The 17,725-nt window shown below is 72.0% G+C and carries 14 protein-coding genes and 1 tRNA gene; 6 read left to right on the top strand and 9 right to left on the bottom strand.

Annotated elements, in window-relative coordinates:
• A complete protein-coding gene (locus tag ACFV2S_RS08320) occupies positions 1-1,062 on the top strand; it encodes an ABC transporter ATP-binding protein (RefSeq protein WP_385555412.1) in 1,062 nt (353 codons plus the stop codon).
• The gene (locus ACFV2S_RS08315) at positions 1,059-1,775 is read left to right on the top strand and encodes an ABC transporter ATP-binding protein (RefSeq protein WP_382859428.1); all 717 of its coding nucleotides are present in this window, start codon (positions 1,059-1,061) and stop codon (positions 1,773-1,775) included. Before ACFV2S_RS08320 ends, ACFV2S_RS08315 begins: the two co-directional genes overlap by 4 nt.
• An 82-nt stretch (positions 1,776-1,857) precedes the next feature.
• On the opposite strand, the gene ACFV2S_RS08310 is transcribed toward ACFV2S_RS08315, so the two are convergent.
• Positions 1,858-2,511 carry an ANTAR domain-containing response regulator gene (locus tag ACFV2S_RS08310; RefSeq protein WP_385555409.1) on the bottom strand — a complete coding sequence of 218 codons (654 nt, stop codon included), beginning with the start codon at positions 2,509-2,511 and terminating at the stop codon, positions 1,858-1,860.
• Between the two features lie 93 nt (positions 2,512-2,604).
• Between ACFV2S_RS08310 and ACFV2S_RS08305 the strand changes: the two genes are divergently transcribed.
• Both ACFV2S_RS08305 and ACFV2S_RS08300 read left to right on the top strand, forming a co-directional pair.
• Positions 2,605-2,687, top strand: a tRNA-Leu gene (locus ACFV2S_RS08305).
• Positions 2,688-2,771: 84 nt separating this feature from the next.
• Positions 2,772-3,560, top strand: coding sequence for a helix-turn-helix domain-containing protein (locus ACFV2S_RS08300; protein WP_385555407.1), 789 nt, complete (start codon positions 2,772-2,774; stop codon positions 3,558-3,560).
• A gap of 3 nt (positions 3,561-3,563) precedes the next feature.
• Here the strand turns inward: ACFV2S_RS08300 and pyk are convergent, their stop codons facing one another.
• Together pyk and ACFV2S_RS08290 are read right to left on the bottom strand one after the other, a co-directional pair.
• Positions 3,564-4,991, bottom strand: coding sequence for a pyruvate kinase (gene pyk / locus ACFV2S_RS08295; protein ID WP_385555405.1), 1,428 nt, complete (start codon positions 4,989-4,991; stop codon positions 3,564-3,566).
• A 146-nt stretch (positions 4,992-5,137) separates the two neighbouring features.
• On the bottom strand, positions 5,138-5,821 hold the full coding sequence (locus tag ACFV2S_RS08290) for an SIMPL domain-containing protein (protein ID WP_385555403.1): 684 nt from the start codon (positions 5,819-5,821) through the stop codon (positions 5,138-5,140).
• A gap of 157 nt (positions 5,822-5,978) precedes the next feature.
• Here ACFV2S_RS08290 and ACFV2S_RS08285 point away from each other — a divergent pair, with 157 nt between their 5' ends.
• On the top strand, positions 5,979-7,781 hold the full coding sequence (locus ACFV2S_RS08285) for a bifunctional metallophosphatase/5'-nucleotidase (RefSeq protein ID WP_385555401.1): 1,803 nt from the start codon (positions 5,979-5,981) through the stop codon (positions 7,779-7,781).
• 4 nt (positions 7,782-7,785) lie between these two features.
• Here the strand turns inward: ACFV2S_RS08285 and ACFV2S_RS08280 are convergent, their stop codons facing one another.
• The 6 genes from ACFV2S_RS08280 to ACFV2S_RS08255 all read right to left on the bottom strand — a co-directional run bounded on the left by ACFV2S_RS08280 (position 7,786) and on the right by ACFV2S_RS08255 (position 15,783).
• Entirely contained in the window at positions 7,786-9,198 is a 1,413-nt protein-coding gene (locus ACFV2S_RS08280) for a lysine N(6)-hydroxylase/L-ornithine N(5)-oxygenase family protein (protein ID WP_385555399.1), read from the bottom strand.
• Positions 9,195-10,574, bottom strand: coding sequence for a pyridoxal phosphate-dependent decarboxylase family protein (locus ACFV2S_RS08275; RefSeq protein ID WP_385555397.1), 1,380 nt, complete (start codon positions 10,572-10,574; stop codon positions 9,195-9,197). The genes ACFV2S_RS08280 and ACFV2S_RS08275 overlap by 4 nt, the downstream gene beginning before the upstream one ends.
• A 463-nt stretch (positions 10,575-11,037) precedes the next feature.
• Entirely contained in the window at positions 11,038-13,524 is a 2,487-nt protein-coding gene (gene pepN, locus ACFV2S_RS08270) for an aminopeptidase N (protein WP_385555396.1), read from the bottom strand.
• 59 nt (positions 13,525-13,583) lie between these two features.
• Positions 13,584-14,570, bottom strand: a complete 987-nt coding sequence (locus ACFV2S_RS08265; RefSeq protein WP_385555394.1) for an asparaginase — start codon at positions 14,568-14,570, stop codon at positions 13,584-13,586.
• On the bottom strand, positions 14,570-14,884 hold the full coding sequence (locus tag ACFV2S_RS08260) for a chorismate mutase (RefSeq protein ID WP_383797910.1): 315 nt from the start codon (positions 14,882-14,884) through the stop codon (positions 14,570-14,572). Before ACFV2S_RS08260 ends, ACFV2S_RS08265 begins: the two co-directional genes overlap by 1 nt.
• Before the next feature lie 11 nt (positions 14,885-14,895).
• Positions 14,896-15,783, bottom strand: coding sequence for an AraC family transcriptional regulator (locus ACFV2S_RS08255; protein WP_385555392.1), 888 nt, complete (start codon positions 15,781-15,783; stop codon positions 14,896-14,898).
• 81 nt (positions 15,784-15,864) lie between these two features.
• On the opposite strand from ACFV2S_RS08255, the gene ACFV2S_RS08250 reads away from it, so the two are divergent.
• Entirely contained in the window at positions 15,865-17,661 is a 1,797-nt protein-coding gene (locus ACFV2S_RS08250; RefSeq protein WP_385555390.1) for a beta-galactosidase family protein, read from the top strand.
• The last annotated feature ends 64 nt before the right edge of the window (positions 17,662-17,725 follow it).

Genomic DNA, 17,725 nt, shown 5'->3' with positions numbered 1-17,725 from the left:
ATGACGACCACCACCAACCAGGCCGAGACGGCCACGGAGACGGCCGCGGCCACGCCCGTGCTCGACGCACGCGGGGTCACCATGCGGTTCGGCGGCCTCACCGCCGTGCGCGACGTGAACCTCACCGTGAACAGCGGCGAGATCGTCGGCCTCATCGGCCCCAACGGCGCCGGCAAGACCACCTTCTTCAACTGCCTCACCGGCCTCTACATCCCCACCGAGGGCGAAGTCCGGTACAAGGGCAAGGTCCTGCCGCCCACCTCCTTCAAGGTCACCGACGCGGGCATCGCCCGGACGTTCCAGAACATCCGGCTCTTCCACAACATGACCGTCCTGGAGAACGTCCTCGTCGGACGCCACACCCGGATGAAGCAGGGCCTCTGGGCCGCACTGCTCCGCCTCCCCGGCTTCAAGAAGACCGAGGCCGAGGCCGAGCAGCGGGCCATGGAGCTCCTGGAGTTCATCGGCCTCCAGGACAAGGCGCAGCACCTCGCCAAGAACCTCCCGTACGGAGAGCAGCGCAAGCTGGAGATCGCCCGCGCCCTCGCGAGCGACCCCGGCCTGATCCTGCTCGACGAGCCCACCGCCGGCATGAACCCGCAGGAGACGCGGGCGGCGGAGGAACTCATCTTCAAGATCCGGGACATGGGCGTCGCCGTGCTCGTCATCGAGCACGACATGCGCTTCATCTTCAACCTCTGCGACCGGGTCGCCGTCCTGGTCCAGGGCCAGAAGCTGATCGAGGGCGACAGCGCGACCGTCCAGGGCGACGAGCGCGTCATCGCCGCGTACCTCGGCGAGCCGGTCGAGTCGGAGGCGGCTCCCGCGGCCGAGGAGACCACGGAGACCCCCGAGGCCGACGACGCCGACGAGGCTCCCGCCGACGGGGACGACGAGGCCCCGGCCGACGAGGCCCCCTCGGACGACGCCGCCCCCTCCGGGGAGACCGCCGCCGAGGAGACCGACGAGGAGACCTCTGCGGAGCCCGCCGAGGAGCCCGCCGAGGAGCCCTCGAAGGACACCAAGCACGACCCTGCTTCGGGCAAGGAGAACGACGCATGACCGCACTGCTCGAAGTCGAGGACCTGCGCGTCGCCTACGGAAAGATCGAGGCCGTCAAGGGCATCTCCTTCTCCGTCGACGCCGGTGAGGTCGTCACCCTCATCGGCACCAACGGCGCCGGGAAGACCACCACCCTGCGGACCCTCTCGGGTCTCCTCAAGCCGGTCGGCGGACAGATCAAGTTCGAGGGCAAGTCCCTCCGCAAGATCCCCGCGCACAAGATCGTCTCGCTGGGTCTGGCCCACTCCCCCGAAGGCCGGCACATCTTCCCCCGGATGACGATCGAGGAGAACCTCCTCCTCGGCGCCTTCCTCCGGAAGGACGCCCCCGGCATCGCCAAGGACGTCCAGCGCGCCTACGACCTCTTCCCCATCCTGGGCGAGCGTCGCAAGCAGGCCGCGGGCACGCTCTCCGGCGGTGAGCAGCAGATGCTCGCCATGGGCCGGGCGCTGATGTCGCAGCCGAAGCTGCTCATGCTCGACGAGCCCTCGATGGGCCTCTCGCCGATCATGATGCAGAAGATCATGGCGACGATCGCCGAGCTGAAGGCCCAGGGCACCACGATCCTGCTCGTCGAGCAGAACGCCCAGGCCGCGCTCGCCCTGGCGGACCAGGGTCACGTCATGGAGATCGGCAAGATCGTGCTCTCGGGCACGGGGCAGAACCTGCTCCACGACGAGTCCGTCCGCAAGGCGTACCTCGGCGAGGACTGAGCACCACGAACCGAAGGCCCGCCCCACAGAGCCGTGGGGCGGGCCTTCTCGTGCCTTCTCGTGTACGGGGCGGGGGCGGCGGTTACTGCCCCTTGGCCGCCTTCTTCTCCTCGGCGTCCTCGATGACGGCCTCGGCGACCTGCTGCATCGACATGCGGCGGTCCATCGAGGTCTTCTGGATCCAGCGGAAGGCCGCCGGCTCCGTCAGGCCGTACTGGGTCTGCAGGATCGACTTGGCGCGGTCGACGAGCTTGCGGGTCTCCAGGCGCTGGGAGAGGTCGGCGACCTCCTGCTCCAGCGCGCGGAGCTCGGCGAAGCGGGAGACGGCCATCTCGATGGCCGGCACGACGTCGCTCTTGCTGAAGGGCTTCACCAGGTACGCCATGGCACCGGCGTCCCGGGCCCGCTCGACGAGGTCGCGCTGCGAGAAGGCGGTCAGCATGAGGACCGGGGCGATGGACTCGCCGGCGATCTTCTCTGCGGCGGAGATGCCGTCGAGGACGGGCATCTTCACGTCGAGGATGACGAGGTCGGGACGGTGCTCACGGGCGAGCTCGACGGCGGTGGCTCCGTCCCCGGCCTCGCCGACGACCGTGTAGCCCTCTTCCTCCAGCATCTCTTTGAGGTCGAGGCGGATGAGGGCCTCGTCCTCGGCGATGACGACGCGGGTCGTCAGCGGCGGAACGTGCGACACCTCGGCGTCGTCGGCGGGCTGGGGCGACTCGGGGGCGGTCACGGGGGCTCCTCGTTGCGGGGCAGTGCGCTGCACCGAGAAGCCTACCTAGCTGCTGGCCGGACCAGTGACCGGGTACACTCCGATTGGCGATCTGCCGGGTTGGTGGAATGGCATACACGGATGTCTCAAACACATCTGCCCGCGAGGGCTTGCGGGTTCGAGTCCCGCACCCGGCACAGCTTCCGAAGCGGACGTTCACCTTCGCGTGAATGTCCGCTTTTTGCTGCACACGGCAATGACTCATTGCGCAGAGTAATCGCATGAACTTCCACAGCACAGAAGTCCGACAGCGGGCACTCGCACTGCTGCGCGACGGTGCCAAGAACGCGGACGTGGCACGCAAGCTCAACGTCCCGCAGGGCACCATCAGCTACTGGAAGCACAAGGACCGTGCGAAGCGTGGCGAGTGCCCAGGCAGGCACAGCCCCTTGTGTCCACGGTGCGACGGACGAGAGCTCGACGAGGCCGCGTACGCGTACCTGCTGGGGCTCTACCTCGGTGACGGCCACATCGCCCACAGCCGGGCCATGCGGATTCCGAGCCTGTCCATCTCGTGCACCGACACCTGGCCAGGTCTGATCGACGCCTGTGTGCGGGCCATGCAATCGGTCCTGCCCGGCAATCACGCATCGAAGGTCCGGCGACAGGGGTGCCTGGACGTCAAGATCTATTCCAAGCACCTCCCATGCCTCTTCCCTCAGCACGGCCCCGGCAGGAAGCACGAGCGGCGCATCGTGCTCGAAGCCTGGCAGCGGGAGATCGTCGACCTGCACCCGTGGGACTTCATCAGAGGACTCGTCCACTCCGACGGGAGCCGGATCACGAACTGGACGACCCGGCTCATCGGCGGCGAGCGGAAGCGGTACGAGTACCCCCGCTACTTCTTCACCAACTCGTCCACCGACATCATCGGGCTGTTCACCGGAGCCCTGGACCGCGTGGGCGTCGACTGGAAGGCCGCGAACCAGTCGCGCACCGCGCAGAACATCTCCGTCGCCCGCAAAGCCTCCGTAGCGCTCATGGACGCGCACGTGGGTCCCAAGCACTGACCCCTACGTCAGCGACTCTCCGATGTGGTGCACGCGGACCAGGTTCGTGGAGCCCGCGACGCCCGGCGGGGAGCCCGCCGTGATGACCACGATGTCGCCCGGCCGGCAGCGGCCGATCCGCAGCAGTTCTTCGTCGACCTGGGCCACCATCGCGTCCGTGGAGTCCACGTGCGGGCCGAGGAAGGTCTCGACGCCCCAGGTGAGGTTGAGCTGCGAACGGGTCGCCGGGTCCGGGGTGAAGGCGAGCAGCGGGATCGGCGAGCGGTAGCGGGAGAGCCGCTTGACGGTGTCGCCGGACTGGGTGAAGGCCACCAGGAACTTGGCGCCCAGGAAGTCGCCCATCTCGGCGGCCGCGCGGGCCACGGCGCCGCCCTGGGTCCGGGGCTTGTTGCGCTCGGTGAGGGGCGGGAGGCCCTTGGCGAGGACGTCCTCCTCCGCGGCTTCGACGATCCGGCTCATGGTGCGGACGGTCTCGATGGGGTAGCGGCCGACGCTGGTCTCGCCGGAGAGCATCACGGCGTCGGTGCCGTCGATGACCGCGTTCGCCACGTCGCTCGCCTCGGCGCGGGTGGGGCGGGAGTTGTCGATCATCGAGTCGAGCATCTGGGTGGCGACGATGACCGGCTTGGCGTTGCGCTTGGCCAGTTTGACCGCGCGCTTCTGGACGATCGGCACCTGCTCCAGCGGCATCTCGACGCCCAGGTCGCCGCGGGCGACCATGATGCCGTCGAAGGCGGCGACGATCTCCTCGATGTTCTCGACGGCCTGCGGCTTCTCGATCTTGGCGATGACGGGGAGGCGGCGGCCCTCCTCGTCCATGATCCGGTGGACGTCGTCGATGTCCTGGGCGCTGCGGACGAAGGAGAGGGCGATGACGTCGGCGCCGATGCGCAGCGCCCAGCGCAGGTCCTCGATGTCCTTCTCGGAGAGCGCGGGGACGGAGACGGCGACGCCGGGGAGGTTGAGGCCCTTGTGGTCGGAGACCATGCCGCCTTCGATGACCCGGGTGTGCACGCGGGGGCCGTCGACGGAGGTGACCTCCAGGGTGACGCGGCCGTCGTCGACGAGGATGCGCTCACCGGCGGTCACGTCCTGGGCGAGGCCGGAGTAGGTCGTCCCGCAGGTGTGGCGGTCTCCCTCGGCGGGCTCGACGGTGATGGTGAAGTCGTCGCCGCGTTCAAGGAGTACGGGACCTTCGTGGAAGCGGCCGAGGCGGATCTTCGGGCCTTGAAGGTCGGCGAGGACGCCGACGCTGCGGCCGGTCTCGTCGGCGGCCTCGCGCACGTGCTGGTAGCGCTTCTCGTGGTCGGCATAGCTGCCGTGGCTGAGGTTGAAGCGGGCCACGTCCATTCCGGCCTCGATCAACGCCTTGATCTGGTCGTATGTTTCGGTGGCGGGCCCAAGGGTACAAACGATTTTCGCTCGGCGCATGAGTCGAGCCTAGGGCTTACCGACCAGTAGGAAATTGGCTGGGCATGACTACTCAACAACCTTTCCGTGAAAGGTTGTTGACAAGTCTTGAATCTGTGCGCCGGGGTGCTCCGATGAGCGAATTTCGCGCCCCCCGGGCGCCCGTCTCAGAGTGCGGGCGGGCCCATCGTGAACCGCGCCACCACCTCGGCCGTCACCGTCTGCCGCTGCGGTTCGAGGTCCAGCGGCGGTGCCTCGCCGGCCCCCTCCGCCGAGAAGGCCACCGCCGCCGTGCCGAAGGTGGCGCGCCTCGGCATGGGTCCCCGGTCGAGACCCGCGTCCGACAGTTCGAGGAGTGAGGCGAGCGAGGTGCCGAGCGCCGCCGCGTAGGCGCGTGCCCGCTGTACGGCCTCCTCGACCGCGAGGCGGCGTGCCTCCGCGTACGCGGGCGAGGACGGGCGCAGCTCCCACCAGGGGCCGTCGACGCTGGTCATCTCCAGGTCGGCGAGCCGGGTCACGAGCTCGCCGAGTGCGGTGAAGTCGGCCAGTTCGGCCGCCACGCGGACCCGGCCCGTGTAGGCGTGGACCCGCTCGCCGCGCCCCTTCCTGGTCAGTTCCGGGGAGAGCGAGAAGCTTCCCGTCTCGACCTTCTCGACCGCGTCGCCGAGCGCCTTGACGAGGTCGAGCACGCGCGCGTTGCGGCGGGTGAGGTCGGCGAGCGTCTCCGCGCGGTCCGTGCCGCGTGCGGAGGCGGTCACCCAGATCCGGGCGAACTCCGGCTCGATCTCCAGGCGGCCTTCTCCACGCACTGTCACCTGGGGTGCGTCCGGGGTCCCGTGTGCGTGTGTCACGCCTGACTCCTCCGTGTTCGGCAACGATCGTCCACCGAACACTTTCCCACTCCGTAACCCGAAAGGTCTGTTGCCGACGTGCGGTCTGAGCCAGAATCTACGCGCGTTGTGCGCCACGGTCGGCGCCGGCGCCACAGAACCAAAGGGGAGAGATCAGATGCCGCTGAACCGCAGGACGTTCCTGGAGCGCTCGGCCGCCGCCGGGGCCGGAGTGGCCGTCGCCGGAGCGGTCGCCGTTCCCGCCGAGGCCCACGACGGCCACGGCCGACCGCGTCCGCAGAAGCGGTACTCGTTCACCGTGATGGGCACCACCGACCTGCACGGGAACGTCTTCAACTGGGACTACTTCACGGACAAGGAGTTCGACGACAAGGCGCACAACGATGTCGGCCTCGCCAAGATCTCCACCCTGGTCGACCAGGTCCGCGCCGCGAAGGGCCGCCGCAACACCCTGCTCATCGACGCCGGCGACACCATCCAGGGCACCCAGTTGTCCTACTACTACGCCAAGGTCGACCCGATCACGGCCCGCCGCGGTCCCGTCCACCCCATGGCGCAGGCCATGAACGCGATCGGCTACGACGCCGCCGCGCTCGGCAACCACGAGTTCAACTACGGCATCCCGGTGCTGCGGAAGTTCGAGGAGCAGTGCGACTTCCCGCTGCTCGGTGCCAACGCGCTCGACGCCAAGACCCTGCGCCCGGCCTTCGCCCCGTACAGCATGCACCGCCTGCGCACTCCGCACGGGAAGGACGTCAGGGTCGCGGTCCTGGGTCTGACCAACCCGGGCATCGCCATCTGGGACAAGGCGAACGTCTCCGGCCGGATGGTGTTCCCCGGTCTGGAGGAGCAGGCCGCGAAGTGGGTGCCGAAGCTGCGCTCCATGGGCGCCGACGTCGTGATCGTCTCGGCCCACTCCGGTTCCAGCGGCACCTCCTCGTACGGTGACCAGCTCCCGTACATCGAGAACGCGGCGGGCCTCGTCGCCGAGCAGGTTCCGGGCATCGACGCGATCCTCGTGGGGCACGCGCACACGGAGATCCCCGAGTACCGGGTGAAGAACAAGGAGACCGGCAAGGACGTCGTCCTGTCCGAGCCGCTGAAGTGGGGCCAGCGCCTCACCCTCTTCGATTTCGACCTGGTGTGGGAGAAGGGCCGCTGGGTGGTCGAGAAGGCCGGTGCGCAGGTCCTCAACTCCAACACCGTCGCCGAGGACCCGGAGATCACCGGGCTGCTCGCCGACGAGCACAAGAAGGTCGTGGCGTACGTCAACCAGGTCATCGGCACGTCGACGGCGGTCATGACCACGGCCGACGCGCCGTGGAAGGACGAGCCGATCATCGACCTGATCAACGTCGTCCAGGCCGAGACGGTGAAGGCGGCCCTCGCGGGCGGCGCGTACGCCGCGCTGCCGGTGCTCTCGCAGGCCTCCTGCTTCTCGCGCACGGCCCGGATCCCGGACGGCGAGATCAGCATCAAGGACGCCGCGGGCCTCTACCCCTTCGAGAACACGCTGGAGGCGCGTCTCCTGACGGGCGCCCAGCTGAAGGACTACCTGGAGTACTCGGCGAAGTACTACGTCCAGACCCCGGCGGGCGCGCCCGTCGACACCTCGAAGCTCACGAACGCGGACGCCACGCCGGACTACAACTACGACGCCGTGTCCGGTCTGACGTACGACATCGACATCGCGAAGCCGGTCGGGCAGCGGATCACCGGTCTGTCCTTCGAGGGGAAGCCGCTCGACCCGGCGGCGCGGTTCGTCCTGGCGGTGAACAACTACCGGGCGAGCGGCGGCGGCGCGTTCCCGCACGTCGCGGGCGCCCAGCAGCTGTGGGCCAACTCGGACGAGATCCGCAACACCATCATCCAGTGGGTGAAGGCCAAGGGGACGGTCGACCCGGGCACCTTCGCGTCGGTGGACTGGAAGCTGACCCGGGACGGCGTGCCGGTCTTCTAGTCGGTCAGTGCTGTACGAGGGGCGTCAGCTTCCGGTCCTGGGACGGGATGGCCGGCGCCTCTCGCGCCTCCAGGCCGAAGCGGGTGAAGGCGGTGCGGCGCGGCAGCGGGTACGGTTCGCCGCCGGTGACCGAGTTGAGGATGGTCGCGCTGCGCCAGGCCGCCAGGCCGAGGTCGGGGGCGCCGACGCCGTGGGTGTGCCGTTCGGCGTTCTGGACGTAGACCGAGCCGGTGACGGAGGGGTCCAGGACCAGGCGGTACCGCTCGTCGATCCGGGGGCGTCCGGCGGAGTCGTGGCGCAGGTACGGGTCGAGACCGGCGAGCATCCGGCCCACCGGCCGCTCCCGGTAGCCGGTGGCGAGGACGACGGCGTCGGTGGTGAGGCGGGAGCGGCTGCCCTCCTGCACGTGCTCCAGGTGCAGTTCGACCTGGGTGGTGGCGACCCGTCCGGCGGTGCGGACCCGGACGCCGGGGGTGAGGACGGCGTCGGGCCAGCCGCCGTGGAGGGTGCGGCGGTAGAGCTCGTCGTGGATGGCGGCGATGGTGTCCGCGTCGATGCCCTTGTGCAGCTGCCACTGGCGGGGCATGAGTTCGCCGCGGACCGGCTCGGGCAGGGCGTGGAAGTAGCGGGTGTAGTCCGGGGTGAAGTGCTCCAGGCCGAGCTTGGAGTACTCCATGGGGGCGAAGGCCTCGGTGCGGGCCAGCCAGTGGATCCGCTCGGCTCCGGCGGGGCGGGCCCGGAGCAGGTCGAGGAAGACCTCGGCGCCGGACTGGCCGGAGCCGATGACGGTGACGTGTCCGGCCCGCAGCAGGGTCTCGCGGTGGGTCAGGTAGTCGGCGGAGTGGATCACCGGGACGCCGGGGGCGTCGGCGAGCGGCCGGAGCGGCTCGGGGACGTACGGCTCGGTGCCGACGCCCAGGACGACGTTGCGGGTGTAGGCGCGGCCCAGGGCTTCGGCCTCGCCCTCCGGGTCGAGCTGGGTGAAGTCGACCTCGAACAGGCGCCGTTCGGGGTTCCAGCGGACGGAGTCGACCTGGTGGCCGAAGTGGAGTCCGGGCAGGTTCTCGCTGACCCAGCGGCAGTAGGCGTCGTACTCGGCGCGCTGGATGTGGAACTTCTCGGCGAAGTAGAAGGGGAAGAGGCGCTCGCGGGTCTTGAGGTAGTTGAGGAAGGTCCAGGGGCTCGCGGGGTCGGCGAGGGTCACCAGGTCGGCGAGGAAGGGCACCTGGAGCGTGGCGCCGTCGAGGAGGAGTCCCGGGTGCCAGTGGAAGGCCGGCCGCTGCTCGTAGAAGGTGGCGGCGAAGCCGCCCGGGACGCCGTGCGCGAGGGCGGCGAGGGAGAGGTTGAAGGGGCCGATGCCGACGCCCACCAGGTCGTGGGGCTGATCGAGGTCCTGCTGGGGGGTGCTGCCGGTCATCGGTGCGCGCTGCCTTCCGCGAGGGTCACGAGGGTGAGGATCCGGGCCAGGTCGCCGGGGGTGGTGTGGGGGTTGAGCAAGGTGGCCTTGAGCCAGAGGCGGCCGTCGGCGACGGCGCGGCCGAGGACGGCGCGGCCCTCGGTGAGGAGGGTGCGGCGGATCGCCGCCACGGTCTCGTCGTCGGCGCCCGACGGCCGGAAGAGGACGGTGGTGAGGGTGGGCCGTTCCTTGAGGTCGTGGCCGGGGGTCTTCTCCACCAGGTCGGCGAACTCCTGGGCGAGGTCGACGCAGGTGTCGACGAGCGCGCCGAGGCCGGTGCGGCCGAGGGCCCGGAGGGTGACGGCGGTCTTGAGGACGTCGGGTCTGCGGGTGGTGCGCAGGGAGCGGCCGAGGAGGTCGGGGAGACCGGCCTCGGTGTCGTCGTCGGCGTTGAGGTAGTCGGCGGTGTGGCCGAGGACGGCGAGGTCGGCGGCGGCGCGTACGGCGAGGAGCCCGGCGGCGGCCGGCTGCCAGCCGAGTTTGTGCAGGTCGACGGTGACGGTACGGGCCCGGTCGAGGCCGTCGAGGAGGTGGCGGTGGGTACGGCTGAAGAGGACGGGCCCGCCGTACGCGGCGTCCACGTGCAGCTCCGCGCCGTGGGCCGTGCAGACGTCCGCGAGCGCGGGGAGCGGGTCGATCAGGCCCTCGTCGGTGGTGCCGGCGGTGGCGGCGACCAGGACGGGTCCTCCGGTGCGGGCGAGGGCCTCGGCGAGGGCGGCCGGTGTCAGGATGCCGTCCGGGGTGGGCACGGTGACCGGCTCGGGCAGGCCGAGGAGCCAGGCGGCGCGGCCGAAGGAGTGGTGGGCGTTGGCGCCGACGACGGTCCGCAGCCCCGGGCCGTGCCGCTCCCGGGCGAGCAGCAGCGCCAGCTGGTTGGACTCGGTGCCGCCGGTGGTGACGAGCGCGTCGGGGTGCTCCGCGCCGGGGAAGACCTCGGCGGCCAGGGCCGCGGTGACCGCGGCCTCCAGGGCGGAGGCGGCGGGTGCCTGGTCCCAGGAGTCCATGGACGGGTTCAGCGCGGAGGCGGCCAGATCGGCGGCGGCGGCGAGGGCCAGGGGCGGGGTGTGGAGGTGGGCGGCGCAGAGCGGGTGGGCGGGGTCGGCGGCGCCTTCGGCGAGGACCCGGACGACGGTGCGGAGGGCCTCGTCGGGGCCGCTGCCGGTCTCGGGGAGCACGGCCCCGATCCCCGCCACCCGCCGGGCCACGGCCCCCGGGCCCCCCGCGGGCAGCGGCCCGCCCCTGACGTCGGCCCCCTCGCGCAGTGCGTCGAGGGCGGTGCCCAGGAGGCGGCTCAGGGCGGCGGGGTCGGCGGCGAGGGGCGGGGGTGTGGCATGCATGGACGACAGGGTGACGGGCGGCGGGGGGTGCTGTCCGGCGAGTGAGCGGTTGTGACCCGAACGGGGGACGACGGGGGGCGGGGGGGGGCGGCCCCTACGGCCCGGGGCAGGGCCCGCGCCGGTATGGACCGCACCCCGCGCCCGTGCGGGCCCGCTGCCCGCGCCGGGCCTTCGCCCGCTGCCCGTGTGGGCCCGCCCGCCCGCTGCCCGTGTGGGCAATCGTCCCGCTGGGGCGGGACGGGTGGGCACACGGGACGGCGCGCTCAGCGGCGCCTCCGCGTTCCGCGCCCTGGCCCGCACCACGAGGTGCTGCACCTGGCGGTGCGGGTTCAGGCGGTACAGCCTCTGGCGCCGGCAAGGGCGCCGTTCCGTTGTGCCCACCCGTTCCGCCCTGCGGAACGATTGCCCACAACGGGGTGGGCGCGGGCCCACAGCGGGCGGGGCGCAGCCCACGGCGGGGCCGTCAGGTCGTGCGGATCTTCAGGGCGCGGTGCAGGTCGTCCAGTTGGTCGACGAGCTTGCGGTGCAGCGCCGGGATCATCGCGTCCGACGTGAGGTGGGACTCGCCCAGCGCCAGCGACTCCGGGTCGATCGCGTACGCGGGGAACGCGTAGCGCCCGGCCGCCTCGGCCATCGCGGGCCCCCGCCGGTCGCCGAGCGCGACGGCCGCCTCGTAGAAGCGGGGCACGTACTCCCGTACCAGCGCGCTCTGTTCGGGCTGCCAGAAGCCCTGGGCGGTGGCGGTGAAGAGGTAGTTGGAGAGGTCGTCGGAGTCGAACAGGGCCGACCAGGCCGCGGCCTTGGCCTCCGGGTCCGGGAGGGAGGCCCGGCAGCGGGCCGCTCCCTCCTGGCCCGTGGCGCTCGGGTCGCGTTCCAGTTCGGCGGCGATCACGGTCTCCTCTGTGGCGCCGAGGACGGCGAGGCGGGCGAGGATCCGCCAGCGCAGCTCGGGGTCGAGCTCCGGGCCGCCGTGGACGGTGCCCTCGTCCAGCCAGGAGGCGATCTTGTCGGGGGTGGTGGCGCTGTCGACGCAGGCGCGGACGGCGGTGAGGCGGAGGCCCGGGGCCTCGCCGTCCTCGGTGCGGCGCAGCAGGGCGCGGGCGATCTCGCCGATCGTGGCGAGGGCGGCGGGGCGCTCCGCCTCGGGGGTGTACCGGTCGGCGATCTGGGTGCGGGCGAAGCCGAGGACGCCCTGGACGAGGGCGAGTTCGGTCTCCTCGGGCAGGTGCGCGAGGGCGACGTCGAGGTAGGCGGCCGGGTCGAGGTCGCCGTCGCGGACCATGTCGCGCAGGGCGTTCCAGACGACGGCCCGGGTGAGGGCGTCGGGGATGCGGGAGAGGCCGCGCAGGGCGGTCTCCTCGGAGACCTCGTCGAAGCGGAGCTTGGCGTAGGTCAGGTCGCCGTCGTTGAGGACGACGAGGGCGGGGCGCGGGCCGGTGAGCTCGGCGGGCGCTTCCTGGGGGACGTCGAGTTCGAGGCGCTGGCGCAGGGCGAGTTCACCGTCGGGCTGCCGGTCGTAGATCCCGGCGCGGATCCGGTGCGGGCGGCTGCCGTCGCGGTCGACGTGGAGCCGCCACTGGGTGCCCTCGCCCTCCAGGCGGGGGGTGAGGGTGTCGACGCCGGTGGTGCGCAGCCACTGCTCGGCCCAGGCGTGGACGTCGCGGTCGGTGGCGGCGGCCAGGTTGTCGATGAAGTCGGCGAGGGTGGCGTTGCCGAACTTGTGGCGCTTGAAGTGGATGTTGATGCCGGCGAGGAAGTCCTCCTCGCCGAGCCAGGCGACGAGCTGGCGCAGGGCGGAGGCGCCCTTGGCGTAGGAGATGCCGTCGAAGTTGAGGAGGGCGGAGGCGGTGTCGGGGACGGCTTCGGGGTCGGGGGCGACGGGGTGGGTGGAGGGGCGCTGGTCCGCCTCGTACCCCCAGGACTTGCGGGTGACGCCGAAGTCGATCCAGGTGTCGGGGAAGAGGTCGGAGCAGGCTTCGTTGACGGTCTGGAAGCCCATGTACTCGGCGAAGGACTCGTTGAGCCAGATGTCGTCCCACCAGCGGAGGGTGACGAGGTCGCCGAACCACATGTGGGCCATCTCGTGGGCGATGACCATGGCGCGGGTCTGGCGCTCGGTGACGGTGACGGCGGAGCGGAAGACGAACTCGTCGCGGAAGGTGACGAGTCCGGGGTTCTCCATGGCGCCGGCGTTGAACTCGGGCACGAAGGCCTGGTCGTACGAGTCGAAGGGGTAGGGCTCGTCGAACTTCTCGTGGTAGCGGTCGTAGCAGGCCTTGGTGACGGCGAGGATCTCGTCGGCGTCGGCGTCGAGGTGGGGGGCGAGGGAGCGGCGGCAGTGGATGCCGAAGGGCAGGCCGGCGTGCTCGGTGCGGACGGTGTGCCAGGGGCCGGCGGCGACGCAGACGAAGTAGGTGGAGAGCAGCGGGGTGGGGGCGGCCTGCCAGCGTCCGTCGGGCCGCTGTTCGGTGATGCCGTTGGCGAGGACGGTCCAGCCCTCGGGTGCGGTGACGCTCAGTTCGAAGACGGCCTTCAGGTCGGGCTGGTCGAAGGCGGCGAAGACGCGCTGGACGTCCTCCATGAAGAGCTGGGTGTAGACGTACGACTCGCCGTCGGTGGGGTCGGTGAAGCGGTGCATGCCCTCGCCGGTGCGGGAGTACCGCATGGTGGTGCTGATGCGGAGGGTGTGCTCGCCCTCGGTGAGGGTCAGCGGGAGCCGGTTGCCGTCGAGGGCGGTGATGTCGAGCGGCACGTTGTCGAGGAGGGCGGAGTGCAGTGTCTCGGGCTTGAGCTCGACGAAGGTGTCCCCCGCGGCGCGGGCCGTGAAGCGGATGGTGCTGCGTGACCGGAAGGTCTCGTCGCCGGTGGTGAGGTCGAGGTCCACGCGGTAGTGGTGGACGTCGAGGAGCTGGGCACGGGTCTGCGCTTCGTCGCGCGTCAGTACGGACATGGGCCCTATGCTGCCCGATCGCCCGGTCCCGGGGCAGGGGGTGGAGGGAGCTCGGGCCGTCAGGCCAGCCCGGATCCGTTCAGGTGGGCGAAGGCGGCGGCGATGCGGGGGCGGTCGTAGCCGGTGGGTCCTGCGGCGCCGCTGGAGATCAGGGTGTGGAGCAGGATGCGGGCCTTGGCGGGGTCGAGGGGGCCGGCCGGGACGAGTCCGTGGTGCAGCAGGTCGTATTCGGAGCCGGGGCTGCGGTAGGTGTCCGTGAGGGTCGCGCCGCCGCCCGTGCGGGAGGCGAGGACGACGGGGATGCGCCGGGCGATCTCGGCGAGGGGCTCGACGAGCGCCGCGGGGGCGTGTCCGCCGCCGAAGGCGGCGACGACGAGGCCCTGGAAGCGGTGGTCGACGGCGTCGAGGAGTTCGCCGCGGTCGCCGAGGGAGAGGGTCACCAGGGCGACGCGTACGGACGGGTCGAGCTTCAGCGGGCAGAGCGCGGTGGGGGCGGCGGGGCGGAGCAGGATCCGGGGTTCGCCCTCGACGACGGCGCCGAGGGGGCCGGCGCCGGGTGAGGCGAAGGTGGCGACGGAGGTGGTGTGGGTCTTGCGGGCGAGGCGGGCGGCGTGGATCTCGTCGGCGAGGACGACGAGGACGCCGAGGTTCCGGCAGGCGGGGTCGGCGGCGACGGCGAGCGCGGCGGCGAGGTTGGCGGGGCCGTCGGCGCCGGGCAGGTCGGGGCGGCGCATGGCGCCGGTGACGGCGATGGGCTGTTCGGTGGTGCAGAGCAGGTCGAGGAGGAAGGCGGTCTCCTCCAGGGTGTCGGTGCCCTGGACGACGACGACGCCGGAGCCGCCGGCGACGGCCCCCCGCACCTCGTCGGCGAGGGCCGCGAGGTCCTCGAAGGAGAGGGTGGAGCTGGGGATGCGGCGGAAGTCCCGCAGGACGACGTCCTCGGGTGCTCCGAGCCCGGCGAGGACCTCCTGGCCGGTCATGCGGGCGGCGTCACCGCCTCGGGCGGAGATGGTGCCTCCGAGGGTGAAGACCGTGACGCGGCCCATCAGCGTGCTCCGTCCGCAATCGTCTCGTGGTGCCGGATGACCTCGGCGATGATGAAGTTGAGGAGCTTCTCCGCGAAGGCCGGGTCCAGTTTCGCGCTCTCGGCGAGTTCCCGCAGCCGGGCGATCTGGCGGGCCTCGCGGCCGGGGTCGGCGGGCGGGAGCTGGTGCTCGGCCTTGAGGACGCCGACCTGCTGGGTGCACTTGAAGCGCTCGGCGAGCATGTGCACGACCGCCGCGTCGATGTTGTCGATGCTTTCGCGCAGCCGGGTCAGCTCGGCGGTGACGTTCGGGTCGATGGCACTGGTGTCGCTCATGATCTGCGAGCTTAGACGGATCTCGGGGCGATGGTGGGCGGGTGTTCGGGATCCGGAACGCTGTTGCTCCAGCCGCCGTGCACGGACCGCCCCTGCTGCTCGCGGAAGCGGATGGGCGCGGTGCCGACCCGGCGGGTGAAGAGCCGGGAGAAGTAGGCGGGGTCGTCGTAGCCGACGCGGCGGGCGACGGCGGCGACGGGCAGCTCGGTGGCGGCGAGGAGTTCCTTGGCGCGGCCGAGGCGGACGGTGAGCAGGTAGTCCTTGGGGCTGCAGCCGGCCGCGCGGCGGACGGCGCTGCGCAGCTCGGCGGCGGTCATGCCGTGGCGGGCGGCGTGCTCGGCGACGGAGAGCGGCTGGAAGGCGTCCCGGGCGAGGGCGGCGAGGACGGGGTCTCCGTCGGCGTTGGTGTCGGCGCGGGCGCGGCGCAGGGCGACGAGCAGCTCGTGGACGGCGGCGCCGGTCTCGACCTCCAGGAGGGGGTTGCCGGGGCGGGCGGCGCGGGCGATCCGGCCGATGGCGGCGCGGGCGGGGGCGGCGTCGGAGAGCGGGACGACGGGCCGGTCGGGCTCGATGTAGCCGAGTTCGGTGTAGGTGGCGGTGGCGGGTCCGGTGAAGTCGACGAAGGCCTCGTCCCAGCCGGTGCCGGGGTCGGCGGAGTAGTGGTGGGGGGTGCCGGGGGTGAGCCAGATGAGGGCGGGGGCGGTGACGGTGGTGCGGCGTCCGTCGGCGCCCCGGTACCAGCCGGTGCCGGCGGAGACGACGACGGCGACGTGGTGGTCGAGGGTGCGCGGGCCGACGGTGGGCAGGGTGCCGTGCTGGAGTCCGACGCCGAGGCAGACGAGGCCGAGGCGGTGGTGGACGGGGCTGGGCGTGAAATAGCGCATCCAGGTGTGGTACATCGCCGGGCCTCTCCGTAACGTCCAAACTGCGACGATCTTTGTCCATGGACCGTCCCTCCGCCAGGGGGCCAGGGTGAGGCCATGAGCACGTTCGCTGTGGGTGACGAGGACTTTCTGCTCGACGGGCGGCCGGTGCGCCTCCTCTCGGGGGCGCTGCACTACTTCCGGGTGCACGAGGGGCACTGGGAGCACCGGCTCGGGATGCTGCGCGCGATGGGGCTGGACTGCGTCGAGACGTACGTCCCGTGGAACCTGCACGAGCCGGAGCCGGGCCGGTACGCGGACCCGGAGGCGCTCGGCCGGTTCCTGGACGCGGTGGGGCGGGCCGGGATGCGGGCGATCGTGCGCCCGGGGCCGTACATCTGCGCCGAGTGGGAGAACGGCGGGCTCCCGCACTGGCTGACGGGCCCCCTGGGGCGGCGGGTGCGGACCCTCGACCCGGATTTCCTGGCGCCGGTGGAGGCCTGGTTCCGGCGGCTGCTGCCCCAGGTGGTGGAGCGGCAGGTGGACCGGGGCGGTCCGGTGGTGCTGGTGCAGGTGGAGAACGAGTACGGGAGTTACGGGAGCGACCTGGCGTATCTGGAGTGGATGGCGGAGCTGCTCCGGAGCTGCGGGGTGAGCGTGCCGCTGTTCACCTCGGACGGGCCCGAGGACCACATGCTCACGGGCGGTTCGGTGCCGGGGGTGCTCGCGACGGCGAACTTCGGCTCGGGGGCGCGGGAGGGTTTCGCGACGCTGCGGCGGCACCGGCCGTCGGGGCCGCTGATGTGCATGGAGTTCTGGTGCGGCTGGTTCGACCACTGGGGCACGGAGCACGCGGTGCGGGAGGCGGGGGACGCGGCCGCGGCGCTGCGGGAGATCCTGGAGTGCGGGGCCTCGGTCAACGTGTACATGGCGCACGGCGGGTCGAACTTCGGCGGCTGGGCGGGGGCGAACCGGGACGGTGAGCTGCACGACGGTCCGCTGCGGCCGACGGTGACCTCGTACGACTACGACGCGCCGGTGGACGAGGCGGGGCGTCCCACGGAGAAGTTCCGGGCCTTCCGCGAGGTGCTCGCGGCGTACGCGGAGGGGCCGCTGCCGGAGGTGCCGGAGCCGCCGGCCCGGCTCGGGGCGCCGGTCTCCGGTGTGCTCGACGGCTTCGCGTCCCTGGACGCGGTCCTCGAGGTGCTCGGCGGCGAGGAGACGGTGACGCCGGTGCCGCCGACCTTCGAGGAGCTCGGCGTGGACCGGGGTGTGGTCCGCTACCGGGTGGCGGTGCCGGGTCCCCGGCAGCCGTATCCGCTGGGCGTGACGGGGCTGCGGGACCGGGCGGTGGTGTGCGTGGACGGGCGGCCGGCGGGGGTGCTGGACACCTCGGACGGGGAGGACGCGGTACTTCCCGGGCAGGTGGCGGGTCCCGCGCGGGTGGACCTCTGGGTGGAGTCGCTGGGGCGGGTCAACTACGGGCCGCGTCTGGCGGAGCCGAAGGGGATCACCGGCGGGGTGCGGCACGAGCGGCAGTACCTGCACGGGGTACGGGCCCGGGGGCTGCGGCTGGACGCCTTCGAGGCGGAGGCGGTCGGCAAGGTGCCGTTCGGGCCGGATCACGGTGGTCCGGGCCTGGGCCGGGGGACGCTCGACGTGGCCGGGGCCGGCGACGCGTGGCTGCGGCTGCCGGGCGGGACGCGCGGCTTCGTGTGGGTGAACGGCTTCTGCCTGGGCCGCTACTGGGCGGCGGGCCCGCAGGAGGCGCTGTTCGTGCCGGGTCCGGTGCTGCGGGAGGGCGCGAACGAGGTGTGGGTCCTGGAGCTGGAGGGCGGGGCGCCGTCCTCGGTGGAGCTGGACGTGGTCCGGGACGACGGGGCGCCTGCCTCGACGGAGCCGGACGTGGCCTGAGACGACGGGGCGCCGTCCACGACGGGGTGCCGTCCACGACGGAGCCGGACATCGCCCGAGACGG

It is taken from the genome of Streptomyces sp. NPDC059695, assembly GCF_042733785.1.
Lineage (GTDB): Bacteria > Actinomycetota > Actinomycetes > Streptomycetales > Streptomycetaceae > Streptomyces.
This window is presented reverse-complemented; position numbering and strand designations above follow the sequence as displayed.